Origin of the sequence: Aminicella lysinilytica (assembly GCF_004362975.1) — a bacterium.
GTDB classification, from domain to species: Bacteria; Bacillota; Clostridia; order Peptostreptococcales; family Anaerovoracaceae; genus Aminicella; species Aminicella lysinilytica.
The window spans coordinates 1-20,366 of record NZ_SNXO01000004.1; the positions used below are offsets into that span (position 1 = coordinate 1).

The 20,366-nt window shown below is 44.1% G+C and carries 17 protein-coding genes and 2 tRNA genes; 6 read left to right on the top strand and 13 right to left on the bottom strand.

The window, feature by feature from the left end; genetic code table 11:
• Positions 1-142: 142 nt before the first annotated feature.
• Positions 143-1,297 (bottom strand): hypothetical protein, encoded by a 1,155-nt coding sequence (locus EV211_RS01565; protein ID WP_133527676.1) that lies wholly within the window; start codon positions 1,295-1,297, stop codon positions 143-145.
• A gap of 80 nt (positions 1,298-1,377) precedes the next feature.
• Positions 1,378-2,256 carry a hypothetical protein gene (locus EV211_RS01570; RefSeq protein WP_133527677.1) on the bottom strand — a complete coding sequence of 293 codons (879 nt, stop codon included), beginning with the start codon at positions 2,254-2,256 and terminating at the stop codon, positions 1,378-1,380.
• A 149-nt stretch (positions 2,257-2,405) separates the two neighbouring features.
• On the opposite strand from EV211_RS01570, the gene EV211_RS01575 reads away from it, so the two are divergent.
• Both EV211_RS01575 and EV211_RS01580 read left to right on the top strand, forming a co-directional pair.
• Positions 2,406-3,014, top strand: a complete 609-nt coding sequence (locus EV211_RS01575) for a lysoplasmalogenase family protein (protein ID WP_166635331.1) — start codon at positions 2,406-2,408, stop codon at positions 3,012-3,014.
• 25 nt (positions 3,015-3,039) lie between these two features.
• On the top strand, positions 3,040-3,699 hold the full coding sequence (locus tag EV211_RS01580) for a Crp/Fnr family transcriptional regulator (RefSeq protein WP_133527679.1): 660 nt from the start codon (positions 3,040-3,042) through the stop codon (positions 3,697-3,699).
• Here the strand turns inward: EV211_RS01580 and EV211_RS01585 are convergent.
• Entirely contained in the window at positions 3,696-6,164 is a 2,469-nt protein-coding gene (locus EV211_RS01585; RefSeq protein WP_133527680.1) for a DsrE/DsrF/DrsH-like family protein, read from the bottom strand. The two genes, EV211_RS01580 and EV211_RS01585, sit on opposite strands and share 4 nt — an antisense overlap.
• Before the next feature lie 121 nt (positions 6,165-6,285).
• Positions 6,286-6,693 (bottom strand): large conductance mechanosensitive channel protein MscL, encoded by a 408-nt coding sequence (mscL, locus tag EV211_RS01590; protein ID WP_133527681.1) that lies wholly within the window; start codon positions 6,691-6,693, stop codon positions 6,286-6,288.
• 202 nt (positions 6,694-6,895) lie between these two features.
• Here mscL and EV211_RS01595 point away from each other — a divergent pair, with 202 nt between their 5' ends.
• A complete protein-coding gene (locus tag EV211_RS01595; RefSeq protein WP_133527682.1) occupies positions 6,896-8,128 on the top strand; it encodes an MFS transporter in 1,233 nt (410 codons plus the stop codon).
• Between the two features lie 3 nt (positions 8,129-8,131).
• Here EV211_RS01595 and EV211_RS01600 read toward each other — a convergent pair whose 3' ends face one another.
• From EV211_RS01600 to thrC, 8 genes are all read right to left on the bottom strand, one after another.
• Positions 8,132-8,653 (bottom strand): GNAT family N-acetyltransferase, encoded by a 522-nt coding sequence (locus tag EV211_RS01600; RefSeq protein ID WP_133527683.1) that lies wholly within the window; start codon positions 8,651-8,653, stop codon positions 8,132-8,134.
• A 17-nt stretch (positions 8,654-8,670) separates the two neighbouring features.
• Positions 8,671-9,369 carry a DNA alkylation repair protein gene (locus EV211_RS01605; RefSeq protein WP_133527684.1) on the bottom strand — a complete coding sequence of 233 codons (699 nt, stop codon included), beginning with the start codon at positions 9,367-9,369 and terminating at the stop codon, positions 8,671-8,673.
• A 19-nt stretch (positions 9,370-9,388) separates the two neighbouring features.
• Positions 9,389-10,417 carry a hypothetical protein gene (locus EV211_RS01610; RefSeq protein ID WP_133527685.1) on the bottom strand — a complete coding sequence of 343 codons (1,029 nt, stop codon included), beginning with the start codon at positions 10,415-10,417 and terminating at the stop codon, positions 9,389-9,391.
• Complete coding sequence (locus EV211_RS01615) at positions 10,404-10,910, bottom strand: RNA polymerase sigma factor (protein WP_133527686.1); 507 nt, start codon at positions 10,908-10,910, stop codon at positions 10,404-10,406. Before EV211_RS01615 ends, EV211_RS01610 begins: the two co-directional genes overlap by 14 nt.
• Positions 10,911-11,006: 96 nt before the next feature.
• Positions 11,007-11,468 carry a thioredoxin-dependent thiol peroxidase gene (gene bcp / locus EV211_RS01620; RefSeq protein WP_133527687.1) on the bottom strand — a complete coding sequence of 154 codons (462 nt, stop codon included), beginning with the start codon at positions 11,466-11,468 and terminating at the stop codon, positions 11,007-11,009.
• Positions 11,469-11,552: 84 nt separating this feature from the next.
• Complete coding sequence (locus EV211_RS01625; RefSeq protein ID WP_133527688.1) at positions 11,553-11,774, bottom strand: hypothetical protein; 222 nt, start codon at positions 11,772-11,774, stop codon at positions 11,553-11,555.
• A gap of 321 nt (positions 11,775-12,095) precedes the next feature.
• A tRNA-Ser gene (locus tag EV211_RS01630) sits at positions 12,096-12,183 on the bottom strand.
• 76 nt (positions 12,184-12,259) lie between these two features.
• On the bottom strand, positions 12,260-13,738 hold the full coding sequence (gene thrC, locus EV211_RS01635) for a threonine synthase (RefSeq protein ID WP_133527689.1): 1,479 nt from the start codon (positions 13,736-13,738) through the stop codon (positions 12,260-12,262).
• A gap of 107 nt (positions 13,739-13,845) precedes the next feature.
• Between thrC and EV211_RS01640 the strand changes: the two genes are divergently transcribed.
• The 3 genes from EV211_RS01640 to EV211_RS01650 all read left to right on the top strand — a co-directional run bounded on the left by EV211_RS01640 (position 13,846) and on the right by EV211_RS01650 (position 18,694).
• Positions 13,846-13,920 (top strand) — tRNA-Glu (locus EV211_RS01640).
• 536 nt (positions 13,921-14,456) lie between these two features.
• Positions 14,457-17,174 (top strand): ABC transporter substrate binding protein, encoded by a 2,718-nt coding sequence (locus tag EV211_RS01645; protein WP_133527690.1) that lies wholly within the window; start codon positions 14,457-14,459, stop codon positions 17,172-17,174.
• 179 nt (positions 17,175-17,353) lie between these two features.
• Positions 17,354-18,694 (top strand): Na+/H+ antiporter NhaC family protein, encoded by a 1,341-nt coding sequence (locus EV211_RS01650; protein ID WP_133527691.1) that lies wholly within the window; start codon positions 17,354-17,356, stop codon positions 18,692-18,694.
• 141 nt (positions 18,695-18,835) lie between these two features.
• Here EV211_RS01650 and EV211_RS01655 read toward each other — a convergent pair whose 3' ends face one another.
• The gene (locus tag EV211_RS01655) at positions 18,836-20,230 is read right to left on the bottom strand and encodes an alanine/glycine:cation symporter family protein (RefSeq protein WP_133527692.1); all 1,395 of its coding nucleotides are present in this window, start codon (positions 20,228-20,230) and stop codon (positions 18,836-18,838) included.
• Between the last annotated feature and the right edge of the window lie 136 nt (positions 20,231-20,366).

The following is a 20,366-nucleotide window of genomic DNA, read 5'->3' on the forward strand; positions in this document are numbered from 1 at the left end:
ACGATGTGAAACTTGCAAATCGCTTTTGGGGTTCGTCGGCAACTACGCCCCACATGGACTTTCACCACAGATTGACGGCATGCCCGTCATACTAAGAAAACAGCCACCGCGTATAATGTGATGGCTGTTTTTTATGTTCTGTCTAGAATGCTTCGATTCCTGCTGTTCCGCTATAGGTCGAAGATGATCTGGAAAACTTGATATAATATGTACCCTTCTTCAGAGTCCTTTTGGTGTCCTTCCTGGTCACTGTGAAGAGCTTCTTCCCTCCTGATGAGTACATTACTGCTGAATATTTGCCGTTGAATGATCCCGTGGTAGCAAAAGCAAATGATTTTTTCCCTGTTACCTTCAACTTTATCCAGGCAGAAGATTTGCTTCCGATATACATTCCGGCCTTGATATACTGTCCTTCATAATCCTCATCCTCAGTTCCGGTACCCTTCAGCGTGATAGATTTCAGCTTCCTGGCTTTAGAAAAAGAAGTAGCTGAACTGCTCAGACCCGTCACTCTGCCTGGTCCGAAATATGTTGATTCAACAGAAGCGCCGCTTATTACAGGATAATAGATATAGTAAGTCGTATTCTTCTTCAATCCGAAACTACTCATATCTCCATATTTAGTATTGCTTATGACCTTTTTCTTGGAATTCAATACTTTTACATAATCACCATTAAAAGCGTACACTCCTGTGACCTTTGGCACGAACTTCATAGTTGTCGGTACAGCATTTAATGTACCAGCCACTTGAGAATTCTCATCATATGTTCCTGCACCGCTGTAGGTAAAGTTACTGATATTCTTATAGAATTCTATCAATATGGAAGCATTTCCACTGATATTATCATAGTTGTTATTATAAGCCAGATAATAAGTACCCGCTTCCGAAAAATAGTAATTGGCACTCCCTGTATTCTCATCCAGATAGCCCTCTTCAACTTTGACCTGTTCTACCTTCTCTGTACAGGCCTTGTCCTTATACACTGCGATGCTCACATCGAGCCATCTGTTATCGGAATCTTTTGCAGAAGTCACTACCTTGGCCAATCCCGGTTTGTCTATAACTAAATCGCTTATAGTCCTCTTAAGTTTGGATACTGCGAGTCCTTCGTTTCTTACATCATTATCAGTATCGCCATAAAGATCTATCTTATTTACTGTAAGTGCTTTGCCTGAATACTCGTCTCCCGGCCCTGCTCCATAGGAAATGTTATACACACCCAGCATGGATATGCAGACCATAACTGCAAGAGCAACAACAAGCAAAGATGAAATCATTTTACTTCTTTTCAACATAGTACGCCTCCTAACCGAAAATCATTATCTCCCTTGATGATATCAAAAAAGAGGCAGTTCCACTATACCCGTTCGTGTAGTCAGTGCTTATTCTTTTTCTTTTTCTTTTTTTCAGGCACATTATCAAATGTCTTATCATCAGCCATGGCTACCGGAGTAAGATCAGCGACCAGTTTGCTGTTTCTCTGTTGCCTCTTGGTAGCATCACTGCCTTTGTCACGGTTTTTAACATATATGAAGCCGAAAATCGAAAATGTAATGGCTCCGATAAAATTAACGAAGAGATCTGCCATAGTATCGATGAGACCTATATCCAGATACCCATTGACGCCAAGGTCCTTTCCATTGACGGTGGTTTCTGTTATGCCCTTTATCACATAGGGCACATTGCGCCCGTCAGGATTCAAGGTCACAGAGCGTATGACATTTATCACAGTATCTTTCTGCATATCAGTACCGAAGAACATATCCATGGTAAATTCGAAGAATTCCCAGAGGACTCCCACTGTCATGGAAAAACAGAATGCTACGATCGCCATGAACAACGGTGAAAGATTGATATTGCTTTTGCTCCTGTTAAGCAGATACACCAGCGAAAAACCAACAGCAGCGGCAAGGAAACCGTTGAGGGTGTGGAGTATCGTGTCCCACATAGGTATCTTGATGTAGAATTCATTGATTCCACCCAGTATCTCTGCCGAAAATATAAACAGCATGATTATTATTTCCAGTGTCTTAGGCAACTCTACCCTGAACTTCACTTCTACGAAATACGGCACCAGGAGCAATACCAGAGTGACCAGACAAAGGAACACATTCTCATAATCAGCATTGAACGCCTGATTTATCATTACCAGCACGATCAGGACTCTCAGCACAGAAAAGACAACGAAGCTGCTTTTGTTTTCATGAAGCTCAGATTCCATTGACATCTTAAGATTTTTAAACCTGTATCTCATATTTTCAATTTCACCTTACACTTTTACAACAATTTATGATAAGTTTACTATCATAAGACACCTATGTCAAAACAATTTGCAGCACATGAGTATTGCATTTGATCGTCCAAACGATTAGAATTGTTTTAGATGAATAAGCGAGGTGGATGATGGATAGAACCAATAGAATATATATACCTTTTAAAATGGCGGTCAGTTCAGGCTTCATTCTCTGCGCAGTGCTGAATACCCACTGGTGCTGCTGCGGATTCAGGGAGTTGATATTGCTGGCAGGCCTTGTTTTCTGCTGGCTGGGCGATCTGTTTCTGGCCTTGTCTGATGAGATGAACAATGCGCAAAAATCACCTGAGTTCACTCTCGGCGTAGGCAGTTTCGCTGTGGCACACCTGCTCTTCTGCTGGGAAGCCATGGTAATGATGAACTTTGATTTCAGATTTCCTGTTATTCTGGCCCTCATTATGCCGCTGCTGGTGATTCTGTTTATCAGGAAGGGCATCTTTCAATGCGGAAGCAACGCTGTGCCTTCTGTCATATATGCGGTGCTCATAGGCGGCTTCTGCGGTCTGGGTCTTAATTATCTGCTGGTATATGGCGTCAGCGCCCACAGTCTTCTCTTCGGCATCGGCTCCTGTCTGTTCCTGTTTTCCGACTTTACTCTGTCCTTCAGGTGCTTCGCCAGAAACACCCCATCGTGGCTCACTGTACCGGTGCTGGCCACTTACTGGGCAGCGACTTATATGATAGCGTTCTTTATATAGACTTAGCAAATGGGAGGAAACAGTTATGAACTCAGCAGATTTTACCGCACTACTGCCATTCTGGGATAAACTTGATTCTGATGAAAAGCAAGGCATCATAGATAATACCACACTGACTGAATACAGCGCGGGAGACCAGATCCACCGCGGTTCCAATGACTGCATAGGCATACTTCTGGTCAGAAAAGGCAGGCTCCGTACGTCCATGCTTTCTGAAGACGGCCGCGAGATCACCCTCTTTCATATGGAGGAAGGTGATTTTTGTGTACTTTCTGCCTCCTGCATATTGAACGCTGTGACCTTCGATGTGTTTATAGACGCAGAAAAGGATGCCTCTGTCTATCAGATAAGCACCCCTTTCTTTCAGCAGCTGACTGCCGAAAATATATATGTCGAGAACTTTATGTATAAGGTTGCATTGAACCGATTCTCGGATGTTATGTGGGTCATGGAGCAGGTCCTCTTCATGACTATGGACAAAAGGCTCGCCATGTTCCTGCTCAACGAACAGGATGAAAACGGTCAGATCAAGATGACCCATGAGCAGATAGCCCGCAATCTCGGTTCAGCTCGCGAAGTAATAAGCCGCATGCTTAAGTACTTCGTTCAGGAAGGTCTGGTCTCTCTTTCTCGTGGTAGCATAACCATCACTTCAGAAGAAGCCTTATCCAATCTTGCAGATTAGATGAAGAGATTCACATTACTGACCTCGGCATCACCAAGATAGCTGGCGACCCCTGCCAGTTCCACTCCATCTATGAGTTCATCTGCCGTTATCCCCATAATATCCATAGACATGGTGCAGGCTACCAGCTTGACGCCATTTTTCTTTGCCTCTTCTATGAGTTCCTCAAGAGACATAACATTCTTGGCTTTCATGACCTTCTTCATCATTTTGGTTCCCATTCCCATCATGTTCATGTTGGAAAGCTTCAATTTACCGGTGCCCCTTGGCATCATAGCACCGAACATCTTCTCGATCATAGTTTTCTTCACCTTGACCTTCTCCGGCTTTCTCAGCACATTCAATCCCCAGAAGGTGAAGAACATAGTTACCGGTCTGCCCATGGCTGCAGCGCCGTTTGCTATGATAAACGAAGCAAGTACTTTATCCAGGTCCCCATCGAAAACTATCATAGTCTTGCCCTGGGGAAGTTCTGCCGGCTTTTCAGATGAAGGGCAGCATGGACTTCCCACACTGTTGTTACCTTTTCTTATGGTAACAATATTTTCCCTGCCGTTACGCTCTTTGCCTACGAAGGTATTGCCAGTCCTCTGGCACCAGCTTTCAACATCCTTGGCAAATCCCATATCTGTGGCAGACACTCTTACTGTCTCGCCCGGTTTCATGATCTTCAAGGCATCATTGACCTTCATAATAGGGCCCGGACACTGAAGTCCACAACAATCCAATATTTTTATCTCTCCTGATTCATTCATATCTTCAACATTCCCTTCATCTTTCTGGCTGTCGCCTGCACATGGCACATAAGTCATTGATTTGTAGAAGGAAGACCCTCCTGCCAGGATCTGTACATCCTTGAATCCACACTGAGCGAGTACCCTTGCTCCGTTATATGATCTGACTCCGATGGCACAGTAGACTACTATCGTCTTGTTCTTATCCAGTTCATCCAGCCGTTCTCTCAACTGACCAAGGGGGATGTGTACAGAATCATCCATTGCCCAGATCCTGCGCTCCACATCTTCAGTAACATCCAGTACCTGCATTTCCTTCTTTATCTCATCCCACTGGACAAATGACATTTTCCCATCGAGGATGTTCCCTGCAACGAAACCCAGCATGTTCACAGGGTCCTTCGCCGATGAATATGGCGGTGCGTAGGCCAGCTCAAGCTCTGCCAGGCTATGCACATCTCCTCCCAGTCTTATAGTGGTCGCAATAGTATCTATCCTTTTGTCCACTCCATCCTGGCCAATTATCTGTGCGCCTAGTATCTTTCCGGTCATATCAAAGAGCATCTTCAGTGTCATAGGCGTTGCCATAGGGTAATAACCTGCGTGGGATTTTTGTACTATGAGGGCCACCTCATAATCCCTGCCCTTTTCTTTTCCTGCCAGCCTAAGAGTTTTCTCGTTGATTCCCGTAGAAGCCACGGTGTAGTCAAAGACCTGGGCGACAGATGTGCCAAGACTGCCTTTGTATTCTTCAGCCGCTCCCTTTATGTTATTTGCTACTATCCTTCCTTGCTTGTTGGCAGGGCCAGCCAGAGGTATCATGGTTTTTTCTTTTGTTATAAAGTTCTCCACCTCGATGACATCGCCCACTGCCCATATGCCGTCTGCCTGATTATTACCTTCGCCCTCTTCAAAGGCATGCATCCAAGGATCCACTTTGATGCCGCCGCGCTTGTTCAACTGGAGTCCTGCGTCCTTTGCCAGCTGGCTGTTAGGCCTGACGCCGATAGACAATATCACCATGTCAGCTGTGACCTCTGCACCGCTTGCGAGCTTTACAGTCACCATATCATCTCCCCTGATGAACTCGCTTACGCCATCTCCAAGATGCAGGCTCACGCCGTTCATATCCAAATTCTCATGAATAAGCTGAGCCATATCGTAATCCACTGGGGCCATGACCTGATCCTGAGCTTCGATAATAGATACCTTGATTCCCCTCTTATGAAGATTCTCAGCCATCTCAAGACCGATAAATCCTCCGCCTATGACGGCAGCTGTCTTCGGTTTTCTCTCGTCTACAATGGCTCTGATCCTGTCAGTATCAGGAACCGTCCAGAGGCTGTATATACCCTCGTTGTCAATGCCAGGAATAGGCGGTTTAAGCGGCGATGATCCCGTTGCTATGATCAGGTCATCGTATGTCTCCTCATACTCACCCTGCTCCGACCTTACAGTGACAGTTTTCCTGTCTTTATTGATTTTCTCTACTTCATTAGAAGTACGCACATCGATATTATACTTGGCCTTCATAGCCATAGGAGTCTGCAGTAAAAGAGCCTGCCTTTCCTTGATCACATCTCCAATATAATATGGGAGACCGCAATTAGCATAGGAAATATACTCGCCTCTTTCCAGAATGACGATTTCCATGCTTTCATCAAGTCTCCTGAGTCTGGCTGCCGCCGTTGCTCCGCCGGCAACCCCGCCAATTATTACAGTTTTACTCATTAAAATACCTCCCCGTTAGTTCTCAGCTGATTTTCATTGATTATATCAAATCATCACTAAGATTTAAGTGACTAAGTCACACTACTCATGAGGAGGTATTACTTTCTATATTGTCACCTTTCTATTCCAACTCTGAAGTGCAGTGAGGACATCTTACTGCATCGACAGAGATCTCGCTCTTGCAATAGGGGCATATCTTAGTTGTTGGAGCCGCAACTTCTTCGTCCTTCTTTCTGATGTCGCCCAGCTTGTTGATGCTGCGTATTATCAGGAACAGCACCAGGGCAATAAGCAGGAAATTGATCACAGCCATAATAAAATTGCCATACATAAATGTAGCTCCGCCGACTGTGGCTTTCAGATCGGCGAAATTCACCTTGACTATGAGACCTAGTAACGGTGATATTATATCACTCACCAGGGATGTTACTATAGCCGTAAAAGCAGCTCCTATGATTATGCCCACGGCCATATCCATGACGTTGCCTTTGAGGGCGAATTCCTTAAATTCTTCCATAAATTTCTTCATTTTTCTTTCCTCTTTTATCTTATTTCGTGTGAGTCATATCACCTTGGTTATGTGACTCATTACATGTCTATAATACTATATTTTTCAACGAATGTACACCCTCAATTATTCTGCGGTTTTGCATATTTTTCTATGGCATTTCCCGTGTAATCAGGTATAATTATATAGTACGCGATAAATAAACAACGGAGTAAATATAAATATGACAGAAACAACTAATAACGACATGCTCGTACCACAGCCAAAATTGAAAAAAGGCGGTATGATAATCATCATTGCAGTAAGCAATATGGTAGCATCACTTTCAACTGATATGTATCTTCCGGCTCTTCCGACTATGTCCGGATATTTTCATACCAGCGCAAAGATAATGAACCTGACTCTGGTAGGATTCTTCTTTTTCTTTGCAATAGGCATGCTCCTCTTCGGACCTGTTTCAGATAAACTGGGACGTAAGAAAATCCTCCTTACGGGTGTAGCCATCTACGGTATTGCCAGTGTGGGGTGTGCCCTTGCTACCAGTGTGGAATTTCTCATATTCGCTAGAGTCATCGAAGCCCTTGGCGGCGGCTGTATGGTCGCAGTTACCACAGCCCTGGTCAAAGACCAGTTTTCCGGCAATTCACAGGGAACGATACTTGCAGTAGCCCAAGTGCTTGGCGTGGTTTCACCCGTACTTGCCCCAATAATCGGGGCTCAACTTTTCAGGTTTTTCGGCTGGCAGTCAGCCTTCGTAGTCTTGGCAGCCATATCCCTGATGATATTTATCTTGTGTTCTCTTATGGCTGAGACTCTTCCTGTGGAACGGCGTCTGACGGACAAACTGATAAAATCATTCACCCGACTTGGCGTAGTAATGAAGAACAAAAAATTCACCATATTTCTTATCTCGATGATCACGCCACAGATAGGAATGATGGCGTACATCTCAACAAGCTCATATATTTATGAAACCAGCTTCGGCCTGAGCACGACAGCCTACAGTTTTTTCTTTGCGGCCACAGCCCTGGCGTCTGTATTAGGCCCGATAATATATGTATTCCTGCGCAAAAAGAACGTCTTCACCTTGTCCTACTGGATGTTTGGCTTTTCCATAGCCTGCGGACTTGTGATTCTGGTTTTCGGCCACAGATCCCCATACGTTTTCGCTATAGCCTTCGCCCCGTTCATGATGATGGCCGCCGCGTCGAGGCCATTCTCCACTACTATACTTCTGAACCAGCAGAAGGAAGACTCAGGCTCAGCGTCATCACTGATAAACTTTGCCAACAGTCTTACCGGCACAGTAGGCATGGCCATAATAACCATGATCTGGACAGACTACATAAAAGGCATAGGGATCCTAATAGTCGCTTTGGCTATCTTTGGGTTCATCCTATGCCTTATACTGATGAAATCTTACGGCCGAGATTCTCTCACACCGAAAATCTACTGATTCCTAATACAGTTTTTCGTAATCTTCGCGAAGCATTGACATGATATTGGTATCATAGTACTTGCCCATTTTCTTACAGGCGCCTCTTGCCAAACCCTCATGCTGGAATCCCATGGATTCATAGAGGAATTGAGCCGGGTTTCCTGTGTAATAGTCAAAATATACTCTGTGGAAGGTGTCATTATGGAAAGCCCTGTCCAGCACCCACTTGAGAGCCTGCCTGCCGTAGCCTTTGTTGCGCTCGGCTGGATCACCGATGTATAATCTGTAGACCTCTAGGGAGTCGAGCCTTCTGCTGATACCTGCAAGATATATGCGGCCCAGCATATTGCCCTCTTCATCTGTGATAGTATATTGCTCCTTCTCAGGATCCTCGTCGATGAGAATGAAATCCTTCACTACCTGATCGTATGTCTGGCCATCGGCAATACTGAAAAACTCAGTTACATCTCTAGTGCTTTCCCACTCATAAAACTGCTGACAGTCTGCCAGAACTGATGGTCTGACTTTGATATTATCGCTCATTTCTTCCTCCTGATTATCTAACGTTTCATTGTACTGATCATCTCTTTGGTTTCCTTATCAACTCTCAGGGAATCTCTGATTTTCTGTAATGCCATATTATATGTTTCATCATCCAGATCGTTTGATTTCAGATACTTCATAGTCTCTTCCGGGGACTTGATAAAGCAGGTCGATACAGCCCAGGCTACGGCCATTTTTACATAATGATCGTCATTGTTTATATGGTCGAACCTGTAAAAGAGATCTTCAATATGCTCTTTATCAATATAATAATCCAAATACATGACGACTGCAACCCTGATCTCGAAAGGTTTCTCTGACTGCCAGTAACTCTCGAGGAAAGACCAGACACGAGCCTTGTTTTTCTTTGTTATCTTAAGCCCTGCGCAGAAACTGTCGCACAGAGACCAGTTGGTGACCTTGGGGATATGCTTTGCGACCTGCGCCAGCACAACTTCAACATCACCCTTCAGTTCGCCTATAATAAGCCCCTTCAGCATGGTCTCTTCGAAGTACTTCTCCTCTGCATTCTCCAGATATTCTATAGGATCGATTCCCATTCTGTGAACAGCTATGTCTTTAGCCACGCCACGTATGATTGGTATCCGGACCCCCAGCATATCGCCGCAGCCAGGGACCAGAGCTGATGAAAAGTCCCGGTATTCAGGCTCCGCCAGGCTTATGAGTTTATTTCTTATTTCGATTTCTGCATTCATCTCTTTCTCCATTGCATATCTACAAAGTCGATAATTGTACATTGATCACGTTTATCATATTGATGTCGTTATCGTACTTTTCGATATATTCAAGGATAGCTTCTTTGGTTCCTCTTACACAGTAATTCTTGCATTTGATAACGCCAGACTTCTCTGCCGCCTTAATGTTATTATTTAGATCGTATTCCCCGCCAACGAATTGCTTGTTTCCGGAAAAAAGGCCCAGATCAGCCCATAGTTCCTTATTATCCCTTAAAGTCTTGAGATTACGTATGTATGCCTTATTCAGTTCAGCAGAAGTCATCTTATCCCGTTCCTTTCCACTGTACCACTTTACTTTTGAAGCAGCTATGCCTCCCTGAAAATCACAGCTCGGCTGATAGACCTGATACCACTCTAAAGACAGGTCATTTGTTTCAGTTCTTTTCAAACTGCTTGTATCACGCGGTTTTACTCCTGAAACTACCAGATCCACATAGGCAGATTCAGGAAGTTTCTTTATCTCATTTATGATATTTGCCTGTTCAGTTTTCGAGGCCATCCACGACATTCCCTTAGTGTAAAACATACCACCCTTGTTTGTCAGCAAATTATTAGTATCTTTGTCAATTGACACCTTACTTCGTTTAATCTTCAGTATAACATTATACTCATCACCTGCGATTATTTTCTCACTAGTATTAAAAACATGTAACTTGATAGTGTAGTTTCCAAATCCCTCCTCAGCAACAGTAACTTTCTCATCCAGTTCTCTGAGAGGATAATTAGTCTCCAGCCAAGCATCATATACTTTTACCAATGTGCTGGATTTATTAGTGCCTCCGTCCTTGTTCAATTTGGCTGGATTTGTATTCATCAGGTTCATGACCGGACTTATGCATAAGAAAATCAGTAACAGAATAGCTACTACTATGATGACCGTTTTCAAGGCGATTTTCCTGATTCTCCTGTTGATTTTCTTTTCTATGAGTTTATCCAGGTCCACATCTGTTTCCAGTTTCAGATCGTCCAGCGCCAGATCGATCTCATCCTTCTTATGATCTTTCATCTTCACCCTCCATCATCTTAATAAGCATTTTCTTCCCACGTGACCGTATCTGCCTGACATTAGCCGGGCTCATGCCCCGATCTTTTGCTATGGTCTCGTCACTGGTTCCTATATATGTGCTTTCTATCATTATATCTCTGTACTTCTCCGGCAACATAGCTATCATCTCGGCCAGACGATTTTTTTCTTCATTGTGTATATAATCGTCCAGTAAATCCTCACCGGACTCAATATGATGATCCTCTATGGGGTCATCTGCTATCTTGCTTTGCTTTTTCCTCTGATTGTAGAAGTCATTGCGCATCACTCTGTTGGCCCAGTAAAGAAAACTTCCATTCTCCTCATATGATAACAGTGCCTTCAGAAAAGTACTTTGCACGAGATCCATAGCGTCATCCCGATTCCGCGTATATGAGCAGGCGATGATCATAAGGGAATCAAAATATCGCTCATAAAACTGCTCTATGACCTTGCCGTCAGGTTCTCTTTTCAAATCGTCGCCCCCTCTCTATATACTAAACAATCTCGCCACAAATTTGTGACAAGATTGTTAGACTTTTCCGCAATATTATTATAACCGGCCAGACATTTACATGCCTTCGATCTCACCTAACATTTTCTCAGGATCATCGGCAGCCTTGACCTTATCGTTGGCCTTGATGATAACTCCAGCTTCGTCGATGAGATATGTAGTGCGGACAACGCCCATGGATACTTTTCCATAGTTTTTCTTTTCCTTCCACACATCATACGTTTCTATGACCTTGCGTTCCGGATCCGCCAAAAGAGTGAAAACCAAGCCATATTTATCTGCAAATTTTTTATGAGATGCTACAGAATCCTTACTTACTCCCAGGATCACTGCTCCATTTTCCATGAACTGTGGATACCTGTCTGAAAAGCCGCAGGCCTGCTTGGTGCAACCCGGCGTATTGTCCTTGGGATAGAAATACAATATCACCTTCTTACCCCTGTAATCCTCCAGTTTATGTAGTTTCCCGTCTTGATCCGGTAATTCGAATGCCGGTGCTTTAGTGCCTATTTCCAACATAATGTTGACCTCCTCAGCTAGTTGTGATTTACTCCTTTTTACTGCACAAATTATACATCTACACCATTAGGGCCTTTAACAATATTAATGGTTACGCATCCAAATATATACACTACCGGCAATCACTACTATTACAAGCGCCCAAACACATATCTTCATTACCGTTTTCTGATCATGTTTCACTTCTTCTTTTGAAACGTGATTTGGGGTAACTTCGCCTCGTTCCAACTTTCTCTTGTATGCTGCTGCATCATCAGCTGCATAGTGCTTGAATGAAGCTTTCCATTTACCATCGTATCTGTCCATTCTGATTTCCTCCTTATTATTACTTTCTCTTAGTTACTTATGCTTTTCCTGTATTCCTTGACAATAAGTGTAGCAATTATCGACTCGCAGACCAGATCAAGTGCTACCAGCATGCCGATCCTGATTTTCGTATTCTTATCCATCACAATTCTCCATTCTGCAGTTGCAACTAACTGCTACATAAATAGAATACTATAACTTAAATATACAACTCTTCAGCATAATGGTCAACACTTTCTCACCCACGTCGTGGCTTCGACTCCCTTCCGTTGTCCTCCGCCAATACGCAAAAAGACAGGTAAAACCTGTCTTTTTGCGTATTGGCGGAGGACATGGGACTCGAACCCACGAGGCTGTTACACCCTACTCGCTTTCCAGGCGAGCTCCTTAGCCACTCGGTCAATCCTCCATGCGCCTTAACTAATTTACCATAATGGGAAGGGTTTTGCAAGGACTTTCCTTGCAAAACCCTCGATTTTCTTATACTACTTAACTGAGTTTTCTACCGTTTCCTCCATTTGAGGTATCTCGATGACTCCATTGTGACGAATCTCCTTCTTGTCCAGATCCTTCAGACCACGTGGAACACGCACACCTGTCTCTTTTGATACGGCATCTATATAACGGAAGCCGTCCGGTTCATCGTCGAGACCTATGGATTTGGCTACACTTTCAGCAAACTTGTAAGCGCTGGCCGTTGAAGCAATCAGCGTCGGCGTCTCGTCGCCGGTCTTTGCCCTGTAATCCTCATAGACCTTGTAAGCCACAGCCGTATGCGTGTCCATAAGATAACCGTTGTCCTTATACATGTCGCCAATGGCTTTGTTGGTCATTTCTACATCAGCAAAACCTCCGCAGAAATTCTTCATGCCAGCCCTGATTTTGTCACTGACATGATATTTTTTGTCAGATTCCAGTTTGCCCATTAGATCCTTTATCTCGGCTCCATCGTCACCGCTGAGATGGAACAATAGTCTTTCCAGATTGCTGGAAATGAGAATGTCCATGGATGGCGAATTGGTCAGATAAAAGTCACGGTTTATATCATAAACGCCCGTCTCGATGAAATCCGTCAGGACGCGGTTTTTGTTGGATGCGCAGATCAGCTTGGCAACAGGTATACCCATCTGCTTAGCGTAATAAGCGGCCAGAATATTCCCGAAGTTGCCTGTCGGAACGACGATGTTGATTTTGTCGCCGTCTGCGATCACGCCTCTCTCGATGAGCTTGATGTAGCCGTAAACGTAGTAAGCCACCTGTGGCACAAGCCTGCCAATATTGATGGAATTAGCCGATGAGAGCTTGCAGCCCATACCAGCCAGTTTGTCGCGGAATGCTGCATCGTTGAATATCTTCTTGACACCAGTCTGGGCATCGTCGAAATTGCCTTCGATAGCGAATACATGAGTGTTCTCGCCTTCCTGAGTCACCATCTGGCGCTCCTGGACCTGGCTAACGCCCTGGTTAGGGAAGAACACGATTATCTCCGTGCCTGCCACATCGGCAAAGCCTTCAAGGGCTGCCTTCCCTGTGTCGCCGGAGGTTGCCGTCAGTATGCAGATCTTTTTGTCCTCATGTTCTTTCTTGGTGGCCGTCGTCAAAAGGTATGGCAGTATGGACAAAGCCATGTCTTTAAATGCCGCGGTCTTGCCGTGATAAAGTTCCAGGAAGAATGCGTCGCCGGCTTTAGTCACAGGCACGATCTCCTTCTCTTCGAACTTGGCATCGTAGGCGCCGTCTATGCAGTGATGCATTTCCTCTTCGCTGTAGTCATCGAAAAATGTCCCGATGATTTTATATGCGATTTCCTGATATGTCTTTCCCGTCATTTCCCCCGGCGCAAAAGGCAACTCAGGAACTTCCTTCGGAACATACAGTCCTTTATTTGGCGCGATTCCCTGTATGATTGCCTGAGCTCCTGTAAGCTCTTCTTTTCCGCCTCGCGTGCTGATATATTTCATCATTTAAAAAAATTCTCCTATCTTTTTAAAATTTGTACTGGACAATAACTACTGAACAGTATATAATAAGTTGCGTGAGTTTTCAAGAACCAGATACAAATAAATAATGTGTCGCCTTGGTCAAGTGGTCAAGACGTAGCCCTCTCACGGCTGAGTCAAGGGTTCGACTCCCTTAGGCGATACCAATAATAATAGCGCAGTGCAAAAGCACTGCGCTATTATTATCGGTATCGCATATAGACAAGGGAGTCGAACCCGAAAGGGCTGGGCTGTAAAGCGAGACAGCATTGCATGCTGTCGAGTAAGCCCAGGTCCAAGCCACCTGTACAAGGTGGCGCAGGGCGGCAGATTGCAACGCAATCTGTGTAACTTCCGCAGGCGATGCATGAAATCAAGTGAGTCGCAGACCGTCTTTGTTTCCATTATTTAATTGATCTTGATGCATATAGACGTAGAACTAATAGCAAAGCAATTAAAAAAAATTGTACTATCCCATCATGGCTAAATGAAGAAGCCACTGCCAGGGGAATCAATTTCTCCGCTGTCCTTCAGACCGCATTAAAAAAAGAACTTGGTATTTAAACCTATTTACCATCATATCCATCTGTATTATACTAAGCGTACAAAAAAAAGCAAAACATTAATTCAAATGTAACCAGCCTCGACGCTGCGTTTCTTTAATGATGTCAGACTGTATCTACTATCAAAAGGGGAATGCAATATGAAAATGCGCAAGTTTGCCAGCATAATATTAATATCTATGACTATACTTCTGTGTAGTTCGCCTTGTTTTGCGGCCAATGACACAGATGTATCAAACAATCCACATGTCCTGTTCTTAAGTTCATACAGCTATGAATGGGACAGCATTCCCAAACAGCTTTCAGGTATTACCGACACACTCAGCGGCAAAGCTAATATTGACTATGCCTTCATGGACACTAAACGTATTCCTTACAATGTCGCTAAACAGGACGTATACAAGCATATATCCTATATGAATGAACACGAACAGTTTGATTATGTCATAGCCGACGATGATGCTGCCCTGGAATTTGTTCTGGAATACCGCAATAAATTATTTAAAGATGTCCCAATAGTTTTCGAAGGAATCAACAGTGAGAGCCTTGCCAAGAAAGCTACTCAAGATTCACTTATTACCGGCATAGTTGAATCCTTCCCATTAAAACAAACCATAGATATAGCCACCGAACTCCAGCCTGAGGCTACCAATATTGTAGCCATAAGTGATGATACCATTTCCGGTAATGGTTCAACTGCCCAATTCATGGATTGTAAAAGCAACTTCAAGGCTCTTAATTTCTCGACTATTAACTGTTCTACGATGACAAGTAATGAACTGAAGAAAAAGGTAGCTTCATATGGAGACGACACTATTCTGTTATTCCTGATGTTAACTAGTGATGCCGACGGTAACAATTACACTACAACTGAGGGCATCAAATTCATTACATCCAATGCCAATGTGCCTGTATATAAGGCTGATGAACTGGGGATCGGTGAAGGCATACTTGGAGGTAATGTAATATCATACCATGACATGGCGGCCAGTGCAGCCAAAATCGTACTGAAGCTAAGTCGTGGTGGAAATATTGCTGGCTATCCTGTTCAAAGGGTCAGCAACTACTACTGCTTCGACAAAAAAGTCATGGACAAATATAACATCACTAAAAATGACATTGTAAACGCCTATTCAGGCAATGTGAAATATGTAAATGATACTAAATCAATTTTCCAGACTCATAAGAGCGTGATATTGCCTATGGGCATTATCATACTCCTGCTCTTTGCTCTGGTACTATTTGGGTTGATTTATCTGAACGCCAAGAAAAAATATGTAGAACAGCTCTCAGAAAAAGATACTATGCTGAACAATGTATTAGACAATATGCCAGGCGGCATTATGATTTTCAGAGCCAGTGGCAACCCAAGAGAATATGTGAAAACCATATACTTCAGTCAGGGCATACCTAAACTTGCCGGTTATACATACGAAGAATATAGTGATCTCATTAAGAGAAGCATCTTCGATTGCGGACTTGACGCCGAGGACATTGCAGAATTCAAGAGAACAATAGCCACCGATGTTACCAAAAACGGTCCCGTCCACATGAGGTTCCATCAGAAACATAAGAACGGTTCACTTTTATGGATATCCATGTCTGCTGAATGGGCCTATGACGAGAGCAACGACAGTAGCATCTACTATGCCGTTTTCCTTGATATAACACAGCAGGAAAAGGCCATTGAGGCTGAGAATGCGGCCCTTGAAGCGCGCACATCCAGCGAAGCGAAGCGCGATTTTCTTTCGCGTATGAGCCATGACATCAGAACGCCCCTTAACGCTGTTCTCGGCTTTACTTCGCTTGCTCTCAATGAGTCTGACATTCCCCCTGGTGTTGCAGATTATCTGAATAAAATAGACAGTTCAGGCAAATACCTCATAGAACTGATAAATGATGTTCTGGATATGGCAAAAATTGAGAGCGGCAAACTTCAGATCAATGAAGAAAGCACAGACGTACTGGCTCTCCTGAACACTTTAGCAGACGCTTTCACTATTCAGGCTGCAGAAAAAGGTGTGACCCTTAAGACTGATTTCTCCAAAGCTACAACCAGATGGATCATGCTGGATCCTCTGCGTACCAAACAGATATATGCGAACCTTCTGTCTAACGCAATCAAGTTCTCCGAAAGCGATACCCAGATCGATCTTATAGTTGCAAATGAGCAAAACGATGATGGCAGCATTCATGTTACTACAACCGTGAAAGACCAGGGCTGTGGCATGAGTCAGGACTTTATGGATAGGATGTTCATGCCTTTTGAACAAAACGCACCTTCAGACGCAGGCACGGGAACCGGTCTGGGCTTGTCTATCGTCCACAGTCTGGTAGATATGATGAATGGTGAGATTCATGTAGAAAGTGCTCCCGGCGAAGGCTCCACCTTCATACTGGAATTCGATCGCAGGTTAAGCAAGCCTCCAGTGAACACGCAAGCTGCCGATCACAATCCTGTGGATCTTAAAGGAGTTCATGTACTTCTTTGTGAGGACAATGATATCAATGCCCTGATCACAGAAAAAATTCTTGAAATGATCGACTGTACTATCGATAGGGCCGAAAATGGCCAGGTAGGCCTTGAAATGTTCAATAAAGCCTCTTACGGAATGTACGATGCCATAATCATGGATATCAATATGCCTGTCATGAATGGGATCACAGCCGCTAAGGCTATCCGCGCTTTAGATCGTCCTGATGCCAAGTCCATTCCTATTATCGCCATGAGCGCCAATGCCTTCGACGATGACATAGAGAAAAGCTTAGCTGCCGGAATGAACGCCCATATATCCAAACCTATAGACAAGCAAATTCTTTTCGATATACTTTCGAAACTCGTTGATTCGAAAAACTAAGCGTGATATCATTCAACACCAGCAATCTCTGGCTTCGTCTTACCCAATTGTGCCCGCGCCCAGTTTCTCCCCGGATTTCTTTGTTTTCCTTGACAAATCTTGGTTTTTTCATTAATATTAAAGGACTGCAGCCTGCTCACAGGCTCAAATTATCAAGTTATTATCGGGAGGATCTAAGAATGGAAAAACCAACACCTAAAGCTAAAGCCCTGCTTCCTATTATAGTATTTCTGATACTATATCTGGGCAACGGAATTTATTTCGAATATATCAATCCTACGGAGGGCCAGATGGGCTTCTATGTAATGAGCGTAGTTGTAGCCTTTGTTATAGCCCTCATAGTCGCATTCCTGCAAAACCCCAAGTTGTCTTTTGATAAAAAGATACACGCATGCGCCCAGGGCATCGGCGATGACAACATTACCATAATGCTGTTCATCTTCCTTATGGCCGGCGCCTTCAGCGGTATTGCCAGCGCCTCCGGCGGAGCCGAAAGCACAGCAAACCTTTTGTTAGATATAATCCCTGCAAACTTTGCAATACCGGGGCTCTTCATTATCGCCTGCCTCATATCCATGGCCATGGGAACATCTGTAGGAACCATCACTGTACTCGTACCTATCGCGGCGTCAGTGTCAGCATCAGCCGGCCTGAATCTGCCAATGTGCGTTGCAACAGTAGTAGGCGGCGCCATGTTCGGCGACAACCTCTCATTTATTTCAGATACAACTATTGCGGCCACTAAAACTCAGGGCGTAGAGATGAAGGACAAATTCAGAGTCAATTTCAAGATCGCTCTTCCGGCAGCAATTATTACTCTGGTCATACTTATAGTACTGGCTATGCGCGGGGACACTGCTCAGCTCGGCCACTTCGACTATAATATATGGCAGGCCATACCGTACTTTGCCGTCCTGATTGCCTCTCTCTGCGGAATTAACGTGTTCATTGTCCTCGGATGTGGAACCATCCTTTCCGGCGTCGTAGGCATCGGCACAGGCTCTCTCACGGTGGCCTCCGCTTTCAGCTCCATGGGTACCGGCACGTCAGGCATGTTCGAGACTATGATCGTGACTATTCTAGTTGCATCCATAGGCGCACTCATGAAGGCCTACGGAGGATTCGAGTTCATACTTCAGTTGATCAAAAATAACTTCAAAGGGAAGAAAGGCGGCATGTTCGGCATCGGTTTCCTGACTTCGCTCATGGATATCGCAACTGCCAACAACACGGTTGCTATCGTTATGGCCGGCCCTATAGCAAAAGACATCAGCCAGGAGTTCGGCATCGATCCTAAGAAGACTGCATCTCTACTGGATACATTCTCCTGCGTATGGCAGGGAATCATCCCTTATGGCGCACAGCTTCTGGTAGCAGCCAGTCTGGCAAAGATAACAAGCGTTTCGATCATACCTTTCCTGTTCTATCCGTTCTTACTGTTTATATGTGTCGTAGCATCCATACTCCTGGACAAAACTCCAGCATCTGCGGCCGCTTCTGACTCAGAAGAAATAGTATAACAGTAAACTGACTATACCAAACCACTGCAAACAAAGACCCGGACGGCTATTGCCATCCGGGTCCTTATTATTCTTATTCGTTTATGCTCTGTTAATTACCCATCAGAGCATTTTGTGTTGTTTAACTGGTTTTCAATTCAATTAGTCTGCTTTAGAATTGAAGTTTACCTTAGGTACCGGTGTTGGGTCTACCTTATCGATGTCGTTTACATATGTATGAACATCCGCCATCAACTTGTTGCTCAATAGCCAGATACCTATTACATTAGGTATTACCATCAGTCCGTTAAGGATATCTGCTATAGTCCATACTGTTGACAGAGCAGCAACTGCTCCAACGAAGGACATGATAACAAATGCGCACTTGTACGGCATGATGATCTTAGGTCCGCACAGGTACTCTGCACATCTCTCGCCGTAATATGACCATCCAAGGATAGTTGAGAATGCGAACAGTGCAAGTGCCAATGTGATGATTGCCTTACCAATTACAGGTATATATCCGAATACTTCGAATGTAAGTACTGTATTATTAGTAACGACTTCTGCAAGCTCATCTGGGTGAGCGCAAACTGTGCTGACAAGAGTGATTCCTGTCAAAGCGCAGATAACAACTGTATCCCAGAAAGTACCGGTCATTGATACCAGTGACTGTCTTACAGGATTTCTTGTCTTAGCTGAAGCAGCTACGATAGGAGCTGATCCCATACCAGACTCATTGGAGAACAGACCTCTGGCACATCCGTAACGGATAGCCATAGCTACTGCTGATCCTGCGAATCCAGCGGTTCCAGCCTGAACTGAAAATGCGGACTTACAAATAAGTACGATTCCTGTTCCAACATAGTGACCGTCCATGATGAGTACGATTATGCATCCTACTACATAGAACAATGCCATGAATGGAACTAATCTTTCAGTAACGCGTGTTATTGATTTAACTCCGCCGATGATAACGACTGCAGTAAATACTGCGATAAGGATTCCGCCGATCCATGTAGGAACGTTGAAGTTCTGGCTAAGTGCTGTAGAAATGGAATTGGCCTGTGTCATGCAGCCGATTCCGAAAGCAGCGATGGCTCCCAGCAATGCGAAGATGACGCCCAGCCATTTAGCGTTAAGTCCTCTTTCCAGAGCGATCATAGCGCCTCCAAGCATTCTTCCGTCTTCTGTCTGCTCTCTGTATTTAACAGACATTGCGGTCTCCATATACTTAGTAGCTATACCGAATACTCCTGTGAACCACATCCAGAGAACAGCACCAGGTCCGCCTGCGGCAAGTGCCGTAGCAACACCTATGATGTTTCCTGTTCCGATTGTAGCAGCAAGAGCTGTTGTAAGTGCTCCGAACTGTGAAACTTCTCCTTCACCATCCGAGTCAGGTGTGACTGATAATTTGATACCCTTAAAGGTATACCTTTGGATGAATCCTGTTCTGACTGTACAGAACACATGTGTACCGAGTAATACTATTATAAGCGGTAAGCCCCATAGCCACGCGTCAATAGCATTAACAGCATCTACAAATCCTGACATAATTACGCCTCCCTTGTAAATATAGAAATTACTATAACGAATAAAAATTACAATTTAATTATATCACATCATCTACACAAAGCAAACATTGTTTCTGAATAAACACAATATTAAAACATTGAAATTGTTGACATTG